The 17,302-nt window shown below is 30.9% G+C and carries 11 protein-coding genes; 2 read left to right on the top strand and 9 right to left on the bottom strand.

Features of this window, described 5'->3' with window-relative positions:
* Nucleotides 1–294: 294 nt before the first annotated feature.
* The 3 genes from galU to KPL44_RS20680 all read right to left on the bottom strand — a co-directional run bounded on the left by galU (nt 295) and on the right by KPL44_RS20680 (nt 4,143).
* Nucleotides 295–1,209 carry a UTP--glucose-1-phosphate uridylyltransferase GalU gene (gene galU / locus KPL44_RS20690; protein ID WP_216254164.1) on the bottom strand — a complete coding sequence of 305 codons (915 nt, stop codon included), beginning with the start codon at nt 1,207–1,209 and terminating at the stop codon, nt 295–297.
* A 107-nt stretch (nt 1,210–1,316) separates the two neighbouring features.
* Complete coding sequence (locus KPL44_RS20685) at nt 1,317–2,387, bottom strand: tetratricopeptide repeat protein (protein ID WP_216254161.1); 1,071 nt, start codon at nt 2,385–2,387, stop codon at nt 1,317–1,319.
* A gap of 22 nt (nt 2,388–2,409) precedes the next feature.
* The gene (locus KPL44_RS20680; RefSeq protein WP_216254158.1) at nt 2,410–4,143 is read right to left on the bottom strand and encodes a phospho-sugar mutase; all 1,734 of its coding nucleotides are present in this window, start codon (nt 4,141–4,143) and stop codon (nt 2,410–2,412) included.
* Between the two features lie 318 nt (nt 4,144–4,461).
* On the opposite strand from KPL44_RS20680, the gene KPL44_RS20675 reads away from it, so the two are divergent.
* Entirely contained in the window at nt 4,462–5,952 is a 1,491-nt protein-coding gene (locus KPL44_RS20675) for an aminotransferase class I/II-fold pyridoxal phosphate-dependent enzyme (RefSeq protein WP_216254155.1), read from the top strand.
* Nucleotides 5,953–5,994: 42 nt separating this feature from the next.
* On the opposite strand, the gene KPL44_RS20670 is transcribed toward KPL44_RS20675, so the two are convergent.
* The 3 genes from KPL44_RS20670 to KPL44_RS20660 are packed head-to-tail and all read right to left on the bottom strand — an operon-like array spanning nt 5,995 to nt 11,283.
* Nucleotides 5,995–6,453: a DUF523 domain-containing protein gene (locus KPL44_RS20670; RefSeq protein ID WP_216254152.1), complete on the bottom strand. Its 459-nt coding sequence runs from the start codon at nt 6,451–6,453 to the stop codon at nt 5,995–5,997.
* A gap of 24 nt (nt 6,454–6,477) precedes the next feature.
* Complete coding sequence (locus KPL44_RS20665) at nt 6,478–8,844, bottom strand: endonuclease MutS2 (protein WP_216254149.1); 2,367 nt, start codon at nt 8,842–8,844, stop codon at nt 6,478–6,480.
* A gap of 57 nt (nt 8,845–8,901) precedes the next feature.
* A complete protein-coding gene (locus KPL44_RS20660; protein WP_216254146.1) occupies nt 8,902–11,283 on the bottom strand; it encodes a DUF3656 domain-containing U32 family peptidase in 2,382 nt (793 codons plus the stop codon).
* Nucleotides 11,284–11,503: 220 nt separating this feature from the next.
* Here KPL44_RS20660 and KPL44_RS20655 point away from each other — a divergent pair, with 220 nt between their 5' ends.
* Nucleotides 11,504–13,498 carry an elongation factor G gene (locus KPL44_RS20655; RefSeq protein WP_216254144.1) on the top strand — a complete coding sequence of 665 codons (1,995 nt, stop codon included), beginning with the start codon at nt 11,504–11,506 and terminating at the stop codon, nt 13,496–13,498.
* Nucleotides 13,499–13,881: 383 nt separating this feature from the next.
* Here KPL44_RS20655 and KPL44_RS20650 read toward each other — a convergent pair whose 3' ends face one another.
* The 3 genes from KPL44_RS20650 to KPL44_RS20640 all read right to left on the bottom strand — a co-directional run bounded on the left by KPL44_RS20650 (nt 13,882) and on the right by KPL44_RS20640 (nt 17,300).
* Complete coding sequence (locus tag KPL44_RS20650; RefSeq protein ID WP_216254139.1) at nt 13,882–14,871, bottom strand: glycosyltransferase family 4 protein; 990 nt, start codon at nt 14,869–14,871, stop codon at nt 13,882–13,884.
* Between the two features lie 323 nt (nt 14,872–15,194).
* Complete coding sequence (locus KPL44_RS20645) at nt 15,195–16,625, bottom strand: anion permease (RefSeq protein WP_216254137.1); 1,431 nt, start codon at nt 16,623–16,625, stop codon at nt 15,195–15,197.
* A 123-nt stretch (nt 16,626–16,748) separates the two neighbouring features.
* The gene (locus tag KPL44_RS20640) at nt 16,749–17,300 is read right to left on the bottom strand and encodes a Fe-S-containing hydro-lyase (RefSeq protein ID WP_071613079.1); all 552 of its coding nucleotides are present in this window, start codon (nt 17,298–17,300) and stop codon (nt 16,749–16,751) included.
* Nucleotides 17,301–17,302 lie beyond the last annotated feature (2 nt).

Genomic DNA, 17,302 nt, shown 5'->3' with positions numbered 1-17,302 from the left:
ATAGATTTTTTATCAGTGTAACTCTCCCTAACCATTTTACATCATTTCTAAAATTATTCAACATATTTTTTGTACTTACATAATGGTATATCTCAGCATGTACCATTATATCCTAAATCATTCTATTTGTATAATTTATAAGAGTATATTAACTATTTATTTATAATTCATTAAATTAATACAAATTATGTTCTGCTAAAATCCCTTGATTTACATTCGTAATTCTTTATCTAACTTATTACAACTTCTGCCTAATATAAATAAAAAGCTAGTTTCACTAGCTTTTTATTTACACTATTTGTTTTGATTATTAAAACATTTACTATAAATCTCTTTAAACATATCATTGTCTTTAATAGTTAAAAGATATTTCATAAAAGTTTCTTTAAGCTCATCTCGTTTAAGTGCATATTCCACAGTTGCTTCTAAAAAACCTTCTTTATCTCCCACATCATATCTTCTACCCTCAAAATTATAAGCATACATATCTTCCTCTGATATTAAAGTTTTTAAAGCATCAGTAAGTTGTATTTCCCCACCCTTACCTGGTTTTGTATTTTCTAAAATATCAAATATTCTAGGTGTTATAATATATCTTCCTAGTATAGCAATATTTGATGGGGCTTCACTTGCCTTAGGCTTTTCTATAACATCTTTAACCTTATAAACTCTGTCTTCTACTGATATTCCATCTACAATACCATATTTTGAAACTTCACTTTCAGGAACCTCTTGAACTCCTATAATTGAAGTTTCATATTTTGAGTAGCAATCTATAAGTTGTTTTAGGCAGGGTACTTCACTATCTACCACATCATCACCGAGCATTACCGCAAAAGGTTCATCTCCAACAAAAGTTTTTGCGCAACTTATCGCATGACCTAAACCTTTAGGTTCTTTCTGACGTATATAATAAATATTTGCCAAGTTGGATATATTTTGAACCATCTTTAGAACTTCATCTTTACCATTTTTTTGTAACTGGTATTCAAGTTCAACTGACTTATCAAAATGATCCTCGATAGCTCTTTTATTTCTTCCCGTTATAATTAATATTTCCTCAATTCCGGCTGCAACTGCCTCCTCTATAATATACTGTATTGTTGGTTTATCAACGATTGGCAGCATTTCTTTAGGTTGCGCTTTTGTAGCTGGTAAAAATCTTGTGCCAAGCCCCGCTGCAGGTATTATAGCTTTCTTAACTCTCATAATTCTTCTCCCCTCTAATAAATGTTCTTAATTTTCCTACTTATAATATTATGTCCATTGCCGCCCAAAATATTTATCATACTATATAATTTTTTCTATCTACTCCATTATTTACTTTCAGTAAAAAGTTTTTCTAAATCGATCACAATTTCATCTTTTGCATCTATTTTTTTAGCTATATCTAAATGTATTCTTGCTTGTTCAACATTTTTTACATTTAGATAACACATAACTAGATTTGTGCATATCTCTATAGATTTTGTAACTTCAAATGCTTTCCTAAAATATTGTATTGCCATCTCGTAATTTTCAAGGCAAGCATAATTAATTCCAAATTCATTAATCACCTCAATTAAATCTTTATCAATTGCTACTGCTTCATTTAAATAATATATTGCCTTCTCATAATTTTGTAAATTTCTATAGGCAACAGCGCAATGATAATATATATCTGGTCTATCTCCTAATTGATTTATTAAAGGTATTAAAATTTTAAGTGCCTCTTTAGGATCCACCTGCACTAGCTCTTTTGCTTTTTCAAAACCCGTTATTGTTTCCAATGAATTTTTAAGTTCAACAACATCTAAAGTTTGTTCACCACCATTAATTGTATAATTTCTTAAGGCCATTAATGCTAAATCATGTTTACTTTCACTATTTAATACTAGCGCCTCATATAAATATGGATTACTATAATTAGTAATAGTTTTAGCTTTTTCTACAAGTTTTAGTTCTTCTTCCTTAAACATAATATTGTTAAGCCTTAATTTGTCAACTAAAAGAAAAATTTTATCATAATTATCGATATTTTCTTCTATAACTAATAATCCTTTCAAAATAATATATGCTTCTTCATAATTTTCATCTTTAATTTCTTTAAATACTACACTCTTAATAAATCCTGTCGAATTCGGTACAGTATTAATAATTTTTTTATACTCTTCATTGTATTTAAAGTGCTCATCTGCTCCCAAAACATAAAACATTCCTTCTATAAATAAGTTGACTGGGATATTTTTAAAATCTTCCTTTTTCTTTACCTTTTGAATTATCTCATTAGTTCTCACAGGGAAATAAATATCATTCAAAATGATAAAATCATTAATTTTACTATTCTTTTTTATTTCTAAAAAAAGAAGTGCTGCTAATTTTTCCGAAAAATATGTTTTGCTATCCATGTTTACACCTTCCTAACAATCTTTAATTTGTGCCTGCCTTGTCAATTATCACCATAACGTTCTCTCTTAGATTTATTATCTTTTTAGATGCATTTTCCAAAGAATCTCCCTTAACTGATAGATAAATCTTCATTTTTGGTTCAGTACCTGATGGTCTAACTACAAACCAAGAACCATCCTCTAATACAAATTTTAATACATTTGATTTCGGTAATTTAATCGACTTTTCAGTATTGCTAATTAAATCCATTTCTAAACCCAATTTATAATCCATTTTTTTTACGATTCTGTTATTGTTTATGGATTCTTGTTTTGAATATCTTAAATTCTCCAATATATTACTTATTTTATTTGCACCATCTTTTCCTTTAAGCTCTATTGAAACTAAGCCTTCTTTATAATATCCATGTTCTTTATAAATACCTATTAAAGCATCATACAAACTTAGACCTTTATTTTTGTAGTAAAGTGTCATTTCACAAATTAGCACTGCTGCTATAACTGCATCTTTATCTCTCACAAAATTTCCTGCTAAATAACCAAAACTTTCTTCAAATCCAAATATAAAGTCTTTCTCACATGTCTTTTCAAATTCTTTAATTTTCTCTCCGATATATTTAAAACCTGTAAGCACATCTAACACTTCTACATTATATTTTTTAGAAATAGCATCTACCATATCTGTGGTAACAATAGTTTTTATTACTACACCATCCTTAGGCAATTGATCCGTTTCACTTAGTGCATTTAGTATATAATTACTTAATAATACTCCTGTCTGATTCCCGGACAGTACCTTGTACTTTCCTTCATCACCCTTAACTACTACTCCAATTCTATCACAATCAGGGTCTGTACCAAAAATAATGTCTGGATTAATGTCATTTGCCATTTCTAACGCTAGTTCAAACACCTTTGGTTCTTCTGGATTAGGATATGGCACTGTAGGAAAATCTCCATTTGGCATCTCTTGCTCTTTCACAACAAATACATTATTATAACCTAATTCTTTTAAAACCCTTCTCACAGGTATATTGCCAGATCCATGAATAGGAGTATAAATTATTTTTAAATCGCTGGCATATTTATTAACCAAGCCTTTTCTTATAGTTAGATTTTTAACCTTATCCAAATATGATAAATAAATGTTCTCTCCAATGATTTTTAATGTTCCATTTTGTTTTGCATTATCAAAGCCCATATTTTTAACTTTAGAAAAGTCTTCTACGCTACCTACACAAGTTATTATGTCTTTTGCAACTTCATCAGTAACTTGTCCCCCATCTTCTCCATAAACCTTATACCCGTTATATTCTTTAGGATTATGCGATGCGGTAATAACAATTCCAGCCTTGCTTTTTAATTGACGAACAGCATAAGATAAAATTGGTGTTGGTGTTAATTTTTCAAATAAGTTCACCGAGATACCATTTCCACAAAGCGTTTCTGCAGCAGCTTTTGCAAACTCTATTGACATATTTCTTGAATCATATGCTATAGTAACTGAAATTTTTTCAGTGTATTTTGATTTTAAATAGTCAGATAACCCCTGAGTTGCTTTACCTATTGTATGTATATTCATTCTGTTCGTACCTGCACCAATTATTCCTCTAAGCCCTCCTGTGCCAAACTCTAAATCTTTATAAAATCTATCCTCAATTTCTTTTTCATCTACTAATTGCTCAAGCTCTTTCTTTAATTCTACATCTATAAAATTTGAACTAATCCAGTTTTCATATTTCTCTTTATATGTCATATATATTGTCCTCCTTAAGTTTTTCTATAAAAAAATAGCAATTGATATCTTCTCTATATGTTTTGTATTAACATGCCTTTAGTCTATCATATTATACTATCAACCTATTACAAATAAAAGGTATTGTTAATGTCTTTATTATGAATTATTATTTTCTTAAGGTTTTAAATACGATTATTTTGTTTTATTTTATAATAATAAAGGATTATAATTGCAATTGCATATCTAATCCTCTATAATTATAAATTGGCTGAATGAATATTTTTTAAATAGCAATTTAAATAGTTAATATAAATTCTTTTGAAAGGGGTGTATAAAATGTATAGATTAAATCAAAATGAAACTCCATTATTCGATGCTCTAATGGAATATGTTGACAGAGATACCTTACCTTTTCATGTACCTGGTCATAAAAAAGGCTTAGGAGCTGATGAACAATTTAAAAAATTTATGGGAGAAAACCCTTTTAAGATTGACGTTACAGTTTTTAAACTAGTTGACAGTTTTCACCACCCAACCGGCCCTATTAAAAAAGCGCAGGAATTAGCAGCAGATGCCTATGGTGCTGATGCATCATTTTTCTCAGTTCATGGAACTTCTGGTGCAATTCAAGCTATGATTATGTCTGTAGTTGGATCAGGTGATAAAATCATTGTGCCTAGGAATGTACATAAATCAATAACTGGCGGTATAATTTTATCAGGTGCGGTACCAGTTTATATGCAACCAGAGCTAGATAAGAAAATAGGAGTTGCTCATGGGGTTTCTCCAGAGACAGTTGAAGAAACCTTAAAGAATAATCCTGATGCAAAAGCTGTTCTTATAATTAACCCTACATATTATGGCGTTTCCACTGACATTAAAAAAATTGCAGATATGGTTCATGAATATGACATTCCTCTTATAGTTGATGAAGCTCATGGCCCTCATCTTAATTTTAATAACAGATTACCAATGTCCGCAATGGAAGCTGGTGCAGATATATGTGCTCAAAGTACGCATAAAATTATTGGCTCCTTAACTCAAAGTTCAATGCTTCATGTTAATTCTAAACTTGTGAGCCCTGCTAGAGTTAAACAACTGATAAATCTTATGCACACAACATCACCTTCATATATACTAATGGCATCCCTTGATTGTGCAAGAAGGCAAATTGCATTAAATGGTACGGAACTACTCGAAAAAACCATTGATTTATGTAATTATGTAAGAAGTGAAGTAAATAAAATTCCTGGATTTTATTGTTTCGGTGAAGAAATTTTAAATGGCTTTGGAGCTTATGCTTTTGATCCAACTAAAATCACAATAACTTGTCGTGATTTAGGTATAACAGGTTATGACTTAGATATGATACTTTCTAATAAATATCACATACAAATGGAGTTATCTGATATTTATAATATATTAGCAGTTGGGTCCTTTGGTGATACAAGAGATGGAATGGAACAATTACTAAAGGCTCTAGGAGAAATAAGTTATGAATATTATGGTAAGGGCACAAAAAAAATAGATTTCATTGATATACCTAGTATTCCAGAGCAAGTTCAAATTCCTAGGGAAGCATTCAATAGTGTAAATACCGCTGTTGAAATCAAGAAAAGTGTTGGTATGATAAGCGGTGAATTCTTAATGGCTTATCCACCTGGCATCCCAGTTCTTTGCCCCGGTGAGAGAATAACACAAGAGATTGTAGATTATGTTGAAAAGTTAAAAAATACTGGATTGTATGTTCAAGGAACCGAAGACCCTGAAGTTGAATATATAAAAGTTGTCCTTGAAGAAGATGCGGTGCACATAACTGTTGACTAGAACTAAAAAGAACTCCAATTTTGGAGTTCTTTTTAGTTCTAGTCATAATTTTATATCATCTAAATCTTCCTCAGTAAAAACCTTTATGCCCTTTGATAGCAATAACTCAGCAGTAACTCCATTACCTGGCCTTAGAGTACCGCTAAATGTTCCATCATATATTTTAGAAACTCCACAAGAGGGACTTCTCGCCTTCAAAATAGCCACAGTAGCTCCTATTTCCTCTGCTATTTTAAGAGTTTCGTAGGCACCTTTTAAAAAGCTTGAAGTTGCATCATTATTTTTCGTTCCAATAATTGTTGCTTTGCCATCTATTACATCAAGACCATTACCATTTAAAATTTCACATGGTTCTCGTGGAGTGGCTAGCCCTCCAAGCTGTTCTGGGCAAACAGGAATAACTTTCCCTTCTTTTAGTAGTTTAAGCACTTGCGTATCTAAATTATTACTACCATCATACCTACAATTAATACCGCATAAACAAGAACTTACAATAATCATATATAAACATCCTTTATTAATCTTTTATTTGATTTCGGCAACTGTAACTCCGCTACCGCCTTCCCCGTAATTACCCAATCTATATGCTTTAACATGACCATGCCTCTTTAACATATCTGTAATAGACTTCCTTAAAACTCCTGTTCCCTTACCATGAATAATTGTAACTTCTTTAAGTCCACCTAAACAAGCTTCATCTAAGTACTTATCAACAGTAAAAATAGCCTCCTCGGAATCCATACCTCTTAGATCTACAGAGGTTGATACATTGCTCATATTTAGTTTCATTTCTCTCTTTTTTATCTTAGCTTTTTTCTTATCTTCCTGAGAAAGCTTTGATACACGCAAATCCTCTACTTTAACATTTATCTTCATAATACCAGCCTGAACCTGTACCTCACCTTTTTTATCAGGTTTAGAAATTACAATTACCTTTTGGTTAAGAGATGGCAAATATACCTCTTCCCCTTGTTTTACATTTTTCACTTTTTCTCCTAGAGTCTCATTGTTTTTTTCTACATGGATTTCTATACTATCAAGCTTATTTTTAATTTTTTTTCTTTCCTCTTCAAGCTTTTGCCTTGCCTCAGAGGAATATCCTAGTTTTTCTAGTTCTCTCATGTTTTTAAGAATAACATCTGACTCTTCCTTAGCATTTTTTATAAGTCTCTTTGCTTCTCTTTGAGCTTCATACATTGCATTTTCTCTTATGTTTTCAAGTTTATATAATTTTTCTTGATACTTATCTTTTAACTTGCTAGCCTCTAGTTTCAAAGCCTCAGATTCCCTAGCATCTCTCTCTACCTTTATGCTTTTTTCTTGCAAACTTTGTACTAATTCTTCAAATTCCAATGTCTCTTTAGAAATATTTTCTCTAGCACTTTTTATAATATAATCAGGAAGTCCTAATCTTTTTGAAATTTCAAAAGCATTTGATTTACCTGGTACTCCTATTATTAATCTATAAGTTGGGCTTAACGTGTCAACATTAAATTCTACAGAAGCATTTTCCACCCCTGAAGTTCTTAGCGCATATCCCTTTAATTCACTATAATGAGTAGTTGCAACAACTTTTGTGCCTCTTGCTCTTAAGTTTTCTAAAATTGAAACAGCAAGAGCTGCTCCTTCAGTAGGATCTGTACCAGCACCTAATTCATCAAATAGAGCTAAGGATTTTATATCTGCTTTTGCAATTATATTAACTATACTTGTCATATGAGAAGAAAAAGTAGATAAACTTTGTTCTATACTTTGTTCATCACCTATATCTGCGAATATTTCATCAAAAAAGCTAACCATAGAACCTTCTCTTGCTGGAATTAAAATCCCACTCATAGCCATTAATTGAATTAATCCTACAGTTTTTAATGTTACTGTTTTACCACCTGTATTTGGCCCCGTTATTACAAGTGACGTAAATTCTCCTCCTAAATATATATTACTAGGTACAACAGCCTTTGGATCTATAAGCGGATGCCTTGCCTCAGTTATATCTATTATTCCATCTTCATTAACCTTTGGAATAATGGCATTAATTTCTAGTGCATACCCTGCCTTTGCAAAAATAAAATCCAATTCCCATACTATATTCGCATTGTTTGAAACAATATTTATATTTTCATATATTTTATAGGAAAGTTCTTCTAAAATCCTCTCAACTTCAGCTTTTTCCCTTAGCATTATTTCCTTAATTTCATTATTTAAATTTACTAAACTCATTGGCTCAATAAAGAGTGTAGCTCCTGAAGAACTTTGGTCATGCACAATTCCTGGAACACTCCCTTTATGTTCTATTTTAACAGGAATTACATATCTATCTCCTCTTATAGTGTAAAGACTTTCTTGAAGATATCTTGCATAAGTCCTAACTAATGAAGTTACCTTATCCTTTACAGAAGCATTTTTATCTTTTAGAGATTTTCTTAAACTAAAAAGTAAACTACTAGCCCTATCAGAAATTTCTTCATCACTAATTATAGCCATAAAAATTTCATCTTCTAATTTTTTTATTGGAACAATACCAATACATATATCCTCTAAAACTCTAGAGGACAATTCATCTGTCTTATTACCAACATAATTCTGAAATAATCTAGCACATCGTAGCATTTGAGCTATCCGTAGTAGCTGCATTGGCATAAGTGATGCTTCCTTTGATGCTCTTATTATTGCAGATCGAACATCATATATCCCCTCAAAAGGAGCACTTCCTTTTCTTGATAAAAGAAGTAATGCCTCATTAGTTTCTTCTAAGTGTTCGCGTACTTCATAAACATTTGTGTAAGGCTCCAAATTGTCTATAATATCTTTACCTGCCGTAGTATGCGTATATGCTTTAACTTTTTCTTTAATTTTATAATATTCTAGAACTTTTAATGATTTTGTATTCATGATCCACCGTCTTCCCTTTGTTAAAAAATTTAAATTTATTGACTTGTATATTTTAGATTATTCAACGCCTCTTTTATAATGACCTCTTGTATAATTTTTAAAATCTCCTGGCCACTCTTTGCTAATATAATTTGTAAGAACTTCAATAGTTTCATCATAACTTTCTTCTATAAAATCTAATCTAAATGAAGTAATTTTATTCTTTTTAATTTCCTCAATACTAGGTATCAAGTTAACAGGAACATTATTGTAAATATAACTTCTACAATATTTGTCAGTATTAATACTAAACTCTATACCTTTTCTATCTTTAAGTGTATAAGATCCTTTACTACAATTACCTAGGCAAGTTTTATTTTCGCTCTTGTCACCAAAAACGCTACCAATAGCACAATACTCACTAACCATAAGTTCATATTTCCCATATACCATAATTTGAAGTGGAAGTGAACTTTTATACGCAATTTTTTTTATTTCTGCTGCATTTAATTCAGCGCTAATACAAGTTCCAGCAAGGAACTCTTTATAAAAATCTCCTGCATAACTATTAAAAATATTTAATTTATAATCACCAATAACCATTGTTCTTTTATTAAACCTACTAATTATTCCTAAATTAGCAGTTATAATACCTTTTATATTACTTAGATTATTTTCTATAAACTCACAAACACTTTCAAATTCGCCCTTAATAATATTAGGGACCTTAATGTAAATATTTACATCCTTTATGTTTAGATCCATTGTGCACCCACGCATAAAAGGGTTTATAGCAATATTATTAAATCCCATTTGTGTTGCAGCCTTTAATTGCGAAGTTGTTGAGACTACAATAAGAGTTTCAGGCATGATTTTATCTTTTTCCTGTGTTACTTCTATACATTTATTATCTTCTTGTAGTGCAAGTCCTTTATTATAATTAATTTGCTTATTAGTATTCTCTCGTTTATATTTTTCTATTATAAAATTCTGCACAGACTCCACTAATTCTCGCCTTACTAAATTTAATGATGACATTTTCATAAATCCATCCTCGAAGCTTTCAAAAGTCACCTCATTTATTAAAAAAGGTGTATCCCCTGTTTTAGATAAACTCTTAATTACACGTTCTTTATCTAGTGGCTTATTTATCGCTTCTTGAACAAGTTCTCCTATCATTTCAAAAGTTCTACCAAGATAATTCGTACTAATTCTTAGAGGTTTATTCACACTAAATTCTATTAAAAGATTTATTCCAATTTTCCTTCTATATTTATCACTATAACTTTCTGCGAGCTTATTCATTAATAAAACATCTGTTATTTTATATAAGAAGTCTCCAGACTTAAATTTAGTTGGTTTTAATAAAACCCTATCACCCTTTAATGCTACTTCTACATCTACTCCATCCTTTATAATTTTAGATATTGTAAACCCATCCTCAAGGAACATTACACCATCTTTTAAAGCAACATCTTCTAAAAGTGTTACCATTAAATCACTTCCGGCTATGCCAATTGGAATTCCAGAATTTTTAGGAACTTTGTATGCCATCATATCTTTTCCTTTATTACCATACAAATACGCCTTTGAAAATCCTTCTCTGTTAAATAATTGAGTTAAGACTTTAGTATCCTTATCTAATTTTTGTATCTTGTTATTATTATAAATATTATTAAGCGCACGTCTATATATTTCCACTGTACCTGCAACATATTCTGCTCTTTTCATTCTTCCTTCAATTTTAAGTGAGGATGTACCACTTGCAACTATGTCTTTTAAACTATCTAATGTGCAAGTATCCTTAGGGCTTAAAAGATATGCTTTATGTTCTTTGTTATTAGCCTTATCTATCAGCGTATATGGCAATCTACATGGTTGGGCACATCTGCCTCTATTCCCACTTCTACCGCCAATAATGCTACTCATAAGACACTGCCCTGAATAACATATACATAAAGCTCCATGAACAAAAACTTCTGTTTCCACGTTTAAAGTATTAGATATGTAATCAATTTCTTCTAAACTAAGCTCCCTTGACAGAACTATTCTTTTAAACCCAATCTTCTTTAAAAATAAGGCAGCTTCTCCATTGTGAACAGTCATTTGCGTTGATGCATGCAATTCGAAATCTGGAAAATTGCTTCTTATCAAATATATTAATCCAGTATCTTGGACAAGTAATGCATCAACTCCAATGCTATATAAAAATCCTACATACTCCATAATTTCTTTTAATTCATTATCCTTTGCTAGCGTATTTAAAGTAACATATACGCGTACCCCATAAATATGGCAATAATCTACTGCAAGAGTTATATTTTCTTCATCAAAATTAGAAGCATAAGCTCTTGCCGAGAACTTACTCCCTCCCATATAAATTGCGTCTGCTCCCATTTGCACTGCTGCATATACACTTTCCATACTGCCAGCAGGTGCTAATAATTCAATCTTCTTCATTTGCATCTCTCCTAATAAGTCTTCTATATCCTATTATACAATAAATGTTGCAATAAATTAAGTCATTAAAAAATTTTACATTAATATAACCGTCTATTTTCATGTTTTATGATAATGGACACAACAAAAGTAATGGAATATAATAAAAAATAGACTAGCTTACTTCTTATCTATTATTTGAGAAAGCTTAGTACAAAAAATTGCTAATGGAGATATGAATATGACGATAAAAAATAATATTAGAAATATTGGAATAGTAGCTCATGTAGATGCTGGCAAAACAACTTTAACCGAGCAACTACTTTACCAAAGTGGTTCTAGCAGGATTCTAGGCAGCGTAGATAAGGGTACAACCCATACAGATTCTTTAGCTATGGAAAAGCAAAGAGGTATTTCAGTTAAGGCTGCTGAAACAGATTTTACTTACAAAGGAACTAATGTACATGTTATAGATACACCTGGGCATATTGATTTTAGTTCTGAAGTAGAAAGAAGTATAGGCGTTCTTGATGGAGCTATAGTTGTATTATCATCTGTCGAAGGAGTACAACCTCAAACCGAGGTATATTTTAATGCTTTAAAAGAATTAAATACACCTTCAATATTCTTTATAAACAAACTTGACCGTATAGGGGCATCTCCCTATAAAACTATTAAGGATATGAAAAAGCTTCTAACTAATAAACTTATACCACTACAATTAGTTTATGAAGAAAACAACGAATTTATCGTTAGGAACATATTTGACAATGTAGATTTCGCAAAAAACATATTAGAAATAAAAGATGAATCCTTTAAACAATTACTCGAAGATATAATAGATACACTGGGTAATAATAATGAGGAAATTTTAAATCAATTCTTTGGCGAGACTTTAACCCTAGGAATGTTAAAAAGTGAGATAACATTGCAAGCAAATACTGGCCAAGTTTACCCTGTGCTATATGGTATAGCACTAAGAGGTGAAGGAATTAAAGACTTGCTTCATAGCATAATAGATTATCTCCCAGGACCTGAGAATTTAGATGATTTAGGACTTTCAGCCCTTGTATATAAGATATCCCATAACAAAACTTTAGGTAAAATAGCTCATATAAAGATATTTAGTGGATCAATATCTACTAGAGATGATATTCTAAATGTAACTACAAACAAAAGAGAAAAGATTACTATGATTAAAAAAGTAGTTAATCAAAAATCAATTGATGTATCATCGGCAAGCAGTAGTGATTTGGTAATGGTGAGTGGCTTAAATTGTAGCACCTATGATGTCCTTGGAAGTAAAACTCATATTCCTAATCTTAAAACTATCACAACTCCTCTTCTCACCTTAAGAATTTATTCGAAAGTTCAGGAAGACTATGTAACTTTGGTTGAAGCTTTAACAATACTTCAAGAGGAAGATCCTCTTCTTAACATGGAATGGATAAAAGAAAAAAAAGAAATTCATCTTAGAATTATGGGTAAAATTCAAATTGAATATATTGAAGATATTTTAATGGAAAGATTTAATGTGCAAGTTACTTTTGGTTCGCCCTCTGTTATCTACAGAGAAACTCCTATAGCAAGTGGGTATGGTGAATCGCGTTACACTATGCCTAAACCCTGCTGGGCTATAGTTGAATTTTTAATTGAGCCACTGCCAAAAGGAAGTGGACTTATTTATGAATCAAAGGTTCGAACTGAAAAGGTAAAAATAAAATATCAAAGAGAAATAGAAGATAATCTCGATAAAATTTTAAGTCAAGGCATATATGGATGGCCAGTTACGGATTTAAAAATAACCTTCACCAATGGTGAAGACCATGTTATGCATTCACGTTCAGGAGACTTTGCCGCATCCTCTGCCATGGGGATCATGAGAGGCCTACGCGAGATTGGCACTACCCTACTTGAACCCATAATTAATTTTAGAATTACAGTACCTGAGAATGTAGGTGGAAGAGTTTTAAATGATATCATAAAAATGCGTGGTAGCTTTGAAACACCATTTATACATAACGGTACCTTTACAATAGAAGGTAAAATGCCTGTCTCTACTTCCCTTGAATATCCCAGTGACCTTAGTAAAATCGCTTCCGGAAAAGCAATAATCACAACCAGTTTTTCAGGTTATGAACCCTGCTCCTTAGAAATAGGAGCCACAAGGGAAAGAATTGGTGTTAATCCTTTAGATAGAGCTAAATTTATACTCTCTGTTAGGAATGCACTATAATAGTAATAAATATTAGCATATATTATTTTATTTTAATTACCAACAATCATAAAATGCGAACATTCTCATTATCTTTATTAAACATATCGTATAATTTTGTTAAGTTTTTAAATTGCTTAACCACTCAAAATCTATAAAATTTTAAAAGTAATTTTTCATATATTATGCTAACAAAATTGTATGTTGCGTAAAATGCATTGAATAAGCTCTAGTAATTCTTAATTTATTTTATCTACATATGCGTAAAGAAACACGCATGTTTGAGCGTAAGCGAGTTTGCGTGTTTTAGCAGATGTAGATAAAATAAATTTTAGAATTCCTAAGCGAAATGAGTGCATTAGAGCAATATACAATTCTCGTTATAGCATAACAATAGAAACATTTTAATTAAGAATTTCTAGATAAATTTTGTATAAATCATTTGTTAGTTTCTCATAGTTAAAATTTTTATTAACATAATTTTTAAGAATGTTATCCTTACGCTTTTCAAACCCTTTTTTTACAGCATCGTACATGTTTTTATTATCATATGGATCACAATATAAAGCCATTTCTTTAAAATATTCTTTTGCACAACCCCCTTTAGTTGAAACAATATTGCACCCACTTGCCGCTGCCTCAAGAGATGATAAGCCAGGCATTCCTACAAAACTTGGATTTATGTGCACCTTTGCAAATCTATATGCATTGTATACATTATAATTATCCATAAATCCTAAATAGACTACATTCTTAAAATTAGTACATTCTTTAAGATACTCATTGTCATTTACATTTCCTATTAAAACTAATTGTTTTCCAAGCTCTGCACATATTCTACATAAAGCAAGTTGATTTTTACTTTGGCTTATTCTCCCAACACATAAAACATAATTATTTAAATTATATCTCTCTTTAAAGTCATATAAAGGTATATCATCATTTTCTACTTCTACACCATTGTATATAACTTCGTTATATACACTAACGTGAAATTCACTCTTAATAAGTTCCTTTTCTAATTCACTATTACAAATAATAACCTTACTTTTTTTTAAAATCTCCTCTTTATAAATGCTACACTTTTCATATAACTTCATACTTTCAATCTCATTATTTATCATGTGATATTTTTTCATATCCCAGTGCATAGGAGAAATCACTAAGCTTTTTTTATAGAACTGTGCAATCTTGTAATATCTATATGTTTCCCCTGCGGTGTCAATGTTAAATAAATGTACTATATCATAACTAGAATAATCGTATATTCCACCATCATTTATATCTACAGTTACTCCTAATTTACGTAAATACTCAGCTGTTTTAATCACTTTCATAGAATCCACTGCAAAATTTCTATAATAATCTTGTCTAACGCACAATAGAACTTTCATTAGGTATTTCCCCCTATCTCTTGCTACTTTTACAATATAATTATGCTAAGACATGTTTATTTATCACTTTTTAACAAACATGTTTAATATATTTGATTTATTTTATATACTTTTATTTATATACTATTAGTTTATACTGTAAAAGTTTCTATATAGTTATGAAAGTTTATTATGTTAATATAATTAAATAACAAATCTATGCCTCAGACACAATAAAAACACCTATAATATCTATAGATGTTTTATCATAATATCTAATTCTTACTTTTTCATAAGTTAGTTAAGAATGTCGTTAAATAGCTTTAATGCTTATTGAATTATATTTAATATAATCCAATAATTTTCCACCATACTAAACCTCCACCAATCCATATAACAAAGTATACTATTCCAAGAATAAAGTTTAAACTCCACCATTTATTCTGACTTACATAACCTGAACCAAAAAGAATAGGTGCAGGACCACTACTATAATGAGTTGTTGAAGCAAATAGATTTCCAAATACTCCTAAACTTATAGCTGCAAGCATAGGTGGTACTCCTCCTGCTATTGCAACTCCAAGAAATGCTGAGTACATAGCACTTACATGTGCTGTTGAACTTGCAAAAATATAGTGACTATAGAAATAAGCTAAAAGTAAAACAATTAAAATAATAGGCCAACTAAATCCCTTTACATTTTGTCCAATTGCATTACTAAGCCATGGTATTAGCCCAAGTTTATTAAGCTGAGTTGCCATCATAACAAGTACAGAGAACCACATGAGCGTATCCCAAGCTCCCTTTTCACTCTTTACATCATCCCAAGTTAGAACTTCGGTAGTTAAAAGAAGAGAAAGTCCAATAAATGCTGTAAGTGTTGCATCTATATTAGTTATGGTTCCTGTTACCCATAAAATAAGTACTATAACAAATATTAATGCCATAAATTTTTCACTTCTTTTAAGAGGTCCCATTTCTTTTAGAGCATCATTAGCAAATTTTGGTGCATTAGGTGTACTTTTAATTTCTGGTGCATATAGTTTATAAATTATAAGAGGTATTACTATAAGAGAAATAACACCTGGAACAACAGCCGCTATAAACCACCCAAGCCAAGTAATTTGAACTCCAAAAGTTGCAGCAAGACTCTGAGCTAATGGATTAGCTGCCATTGCTGTCATAAACATTGCAGAAGTTATAATATCTCCATGAAATTCACAGAATATAAGAAAAGATCCTATTTTCCTTTCAGTTCCATCCTCAGGTTTCGAACCAAAAGCTTCCGAAAGAGATTTTATAATAGGATAAATTATTCCACCTGCTCTTGCTGTGTTACTTGGAGTAGCAGGTGCTATTACAAGATCACAGAAAATAATTGAATAACAAAGCCCAAGGGTCTTTTTCCCGAATGATCTTACAAATAGATAAGCGACTCTTGTTCCGAGACCTGTTTTTATGAAACCTCTCGAAATAAAGAATGCCATAACTATAAGCCATATACTGCTATTGCCAAAACCTTCAATTGCAATTTTGGTAGTTACAGTTCCCGTTAGAATTGATACAGTTAATCCTATTATAGACAACGCTCCAATCGGAAACGGTTTTAAAATGCACCCTACTATTGTTGCAACAAAAATTGCAAGCATGTGCCAGGCCTGAGGTTTAACTCCAATAGGTGCTGGTATAAACCATATAATAATACCTACGATAATTGCTATTAAAAACTTAATATACTTTTCAGAATATAACGAATTACTAGAACTTTTTGTCATAATTAAAGCTCCCTTATTTTACTTATTTGTAAATATTTTAGCTACCATACCTTAATTTATAAGGGGGGCTTGTACTTAATTAATACGCCCCCCTATTTAATTTTATTAGGTTATCTTGCTATTCTATTTTTGATATTTTTTTCTTTCTGTCTCATAAAGATTATTACCTTCACTGTCTATTACAACAACGGCCGGGAAATCTACTACCGTAAGTTTCCTAACGGCTTCTGGACCCAAATCTTCAAAAGCAATAATTTCACATTCTTTTATTGATTTAGAAATGAGAGCTCCAGCTCCTCCTATTGCAGCAAAATAAATAGCACCATTTTTCTTCATTGAATCTACTACAGTTTTGCTTCTAAGTCCTTTTCCAATCATTCCAGTAAGACCTAGTTCAAGAAGTGGAACAGTCAAATCATCCATTCTATAACTAGTAGTTGGACCAGCAGACCCTATTACATTTCCAGGTTTAGTTGGAGCAGGTCCTACATAATATATAATGGCATCTTTTGGATCAAAAGGTAATTTTTCACCATTGTTAATTGCATCTACTAACCTTTGATGAGCTGCATCTCTTCCTGTATACATAGTTCCTGATATTAAGACACTATCTCCTGATTTTAAATCCTTTAACTTCTCCTGTGTTAATGGAGTAGTTATATGTTTGATTTCCATTT

The organism is Clostridium sp. DSM 17811, from assembly GCF_018861905.1.
Taxonomy (GTDB): Bacteria; Bacillota; Clostridia; order Clostridiales; family Clostridiaceae; genus Clostridium_AD; species Clostridium_AD frigoriphilum.
The sequence above is the reverse complement of the archived record's forward strand: the minus strand, read 5'-3'. Positions and strand labels throughout refer to the sequence as shown.

What these genes read in the sequence shown, in the direction of transcription:
- KPL44_RS20645 (WP_216254137.1), bottom strand. Translation starts at nt 16,625, where the DNA reads ATGACAAAAAGTTCTAGTAATTCGTTATATTCTGAAAAGTATATTAAG.
- KPL44_RS20670 (WP_216254152.1), bottom strand. Translation starts at nt 6,453, where the DNA reads ATGATTATTGTAAGTTCTTGTTTATGCGGTATTAATTGTAGGTATGAT.
- KPL44_RS20680 (WP_216254158.1), bottom strand. Translation starts at nt 4,143, where the DNA reads ATGACATATAAAGAGAAATATGAAAACTGGATTAGTTCAAATTTTATA.
- KPL44_RS20650 (WP_216254139.1), bottom strand. Translation starts at nt 14,871, where the DNA reads ATGAAAGTTCTATTGTGCGTTAGACAAGATTATTATAGAAATTTTGCA.
- KPL44_RS20685 (WP_216254161.1), bottom strand. Translation starts at nt 2,387, where the DNA reads ATGGATAGCAAAACATATTTTTCGGAAAAATTAGCAGCACTTCTTTTT.
- galU (WP_216254164.1), bottom strand. Translation starts at nt 1,209, where the DNA reads ATGAGAGTTAAGAAAGCTATAATACCTGCAGCGGGGCTTGGCACAAGA.
- KPL44_RS20660 (WP_216254146.1), bottom strand. Translation starts at nt 11,283, where the DNA reads ATGAAGAAGATTGAATTATTAGCACCTGCTGGCAGTATGGAAAGTGTA.
- KPL44_RS20675 (WP_216254155.1), top strand. Translation starts at nt 4,462, where the DNA reads ATGTATAGATTAAATCAAAATGAAACTCCATTATTCGATGCTCTAATG.
- KPL44_RS20655 (WP_216254144.1), top strand. Translation starts at nt 11,504, where the DNA reads ATGACGATAAAAAATAATATTAGAAATATTGGAATAGTAGCTCATGTA.
- KPL44_RS20665 (WP_216254149.1), bottom strand. Translation starts at nt 8,844, where the DNA reads ATGAATACAAAATCATTAAAAGTTCTAGAATATTATAAAATTAAAGAA.
- KPL44_RS20640 (WP_071613079.1), bottom strand. Translation starts at nt 17,300, where the DNA reads ATGGAAATCAAACATATAACTACTCCATTAACACAGGAGAAGTTAAAG.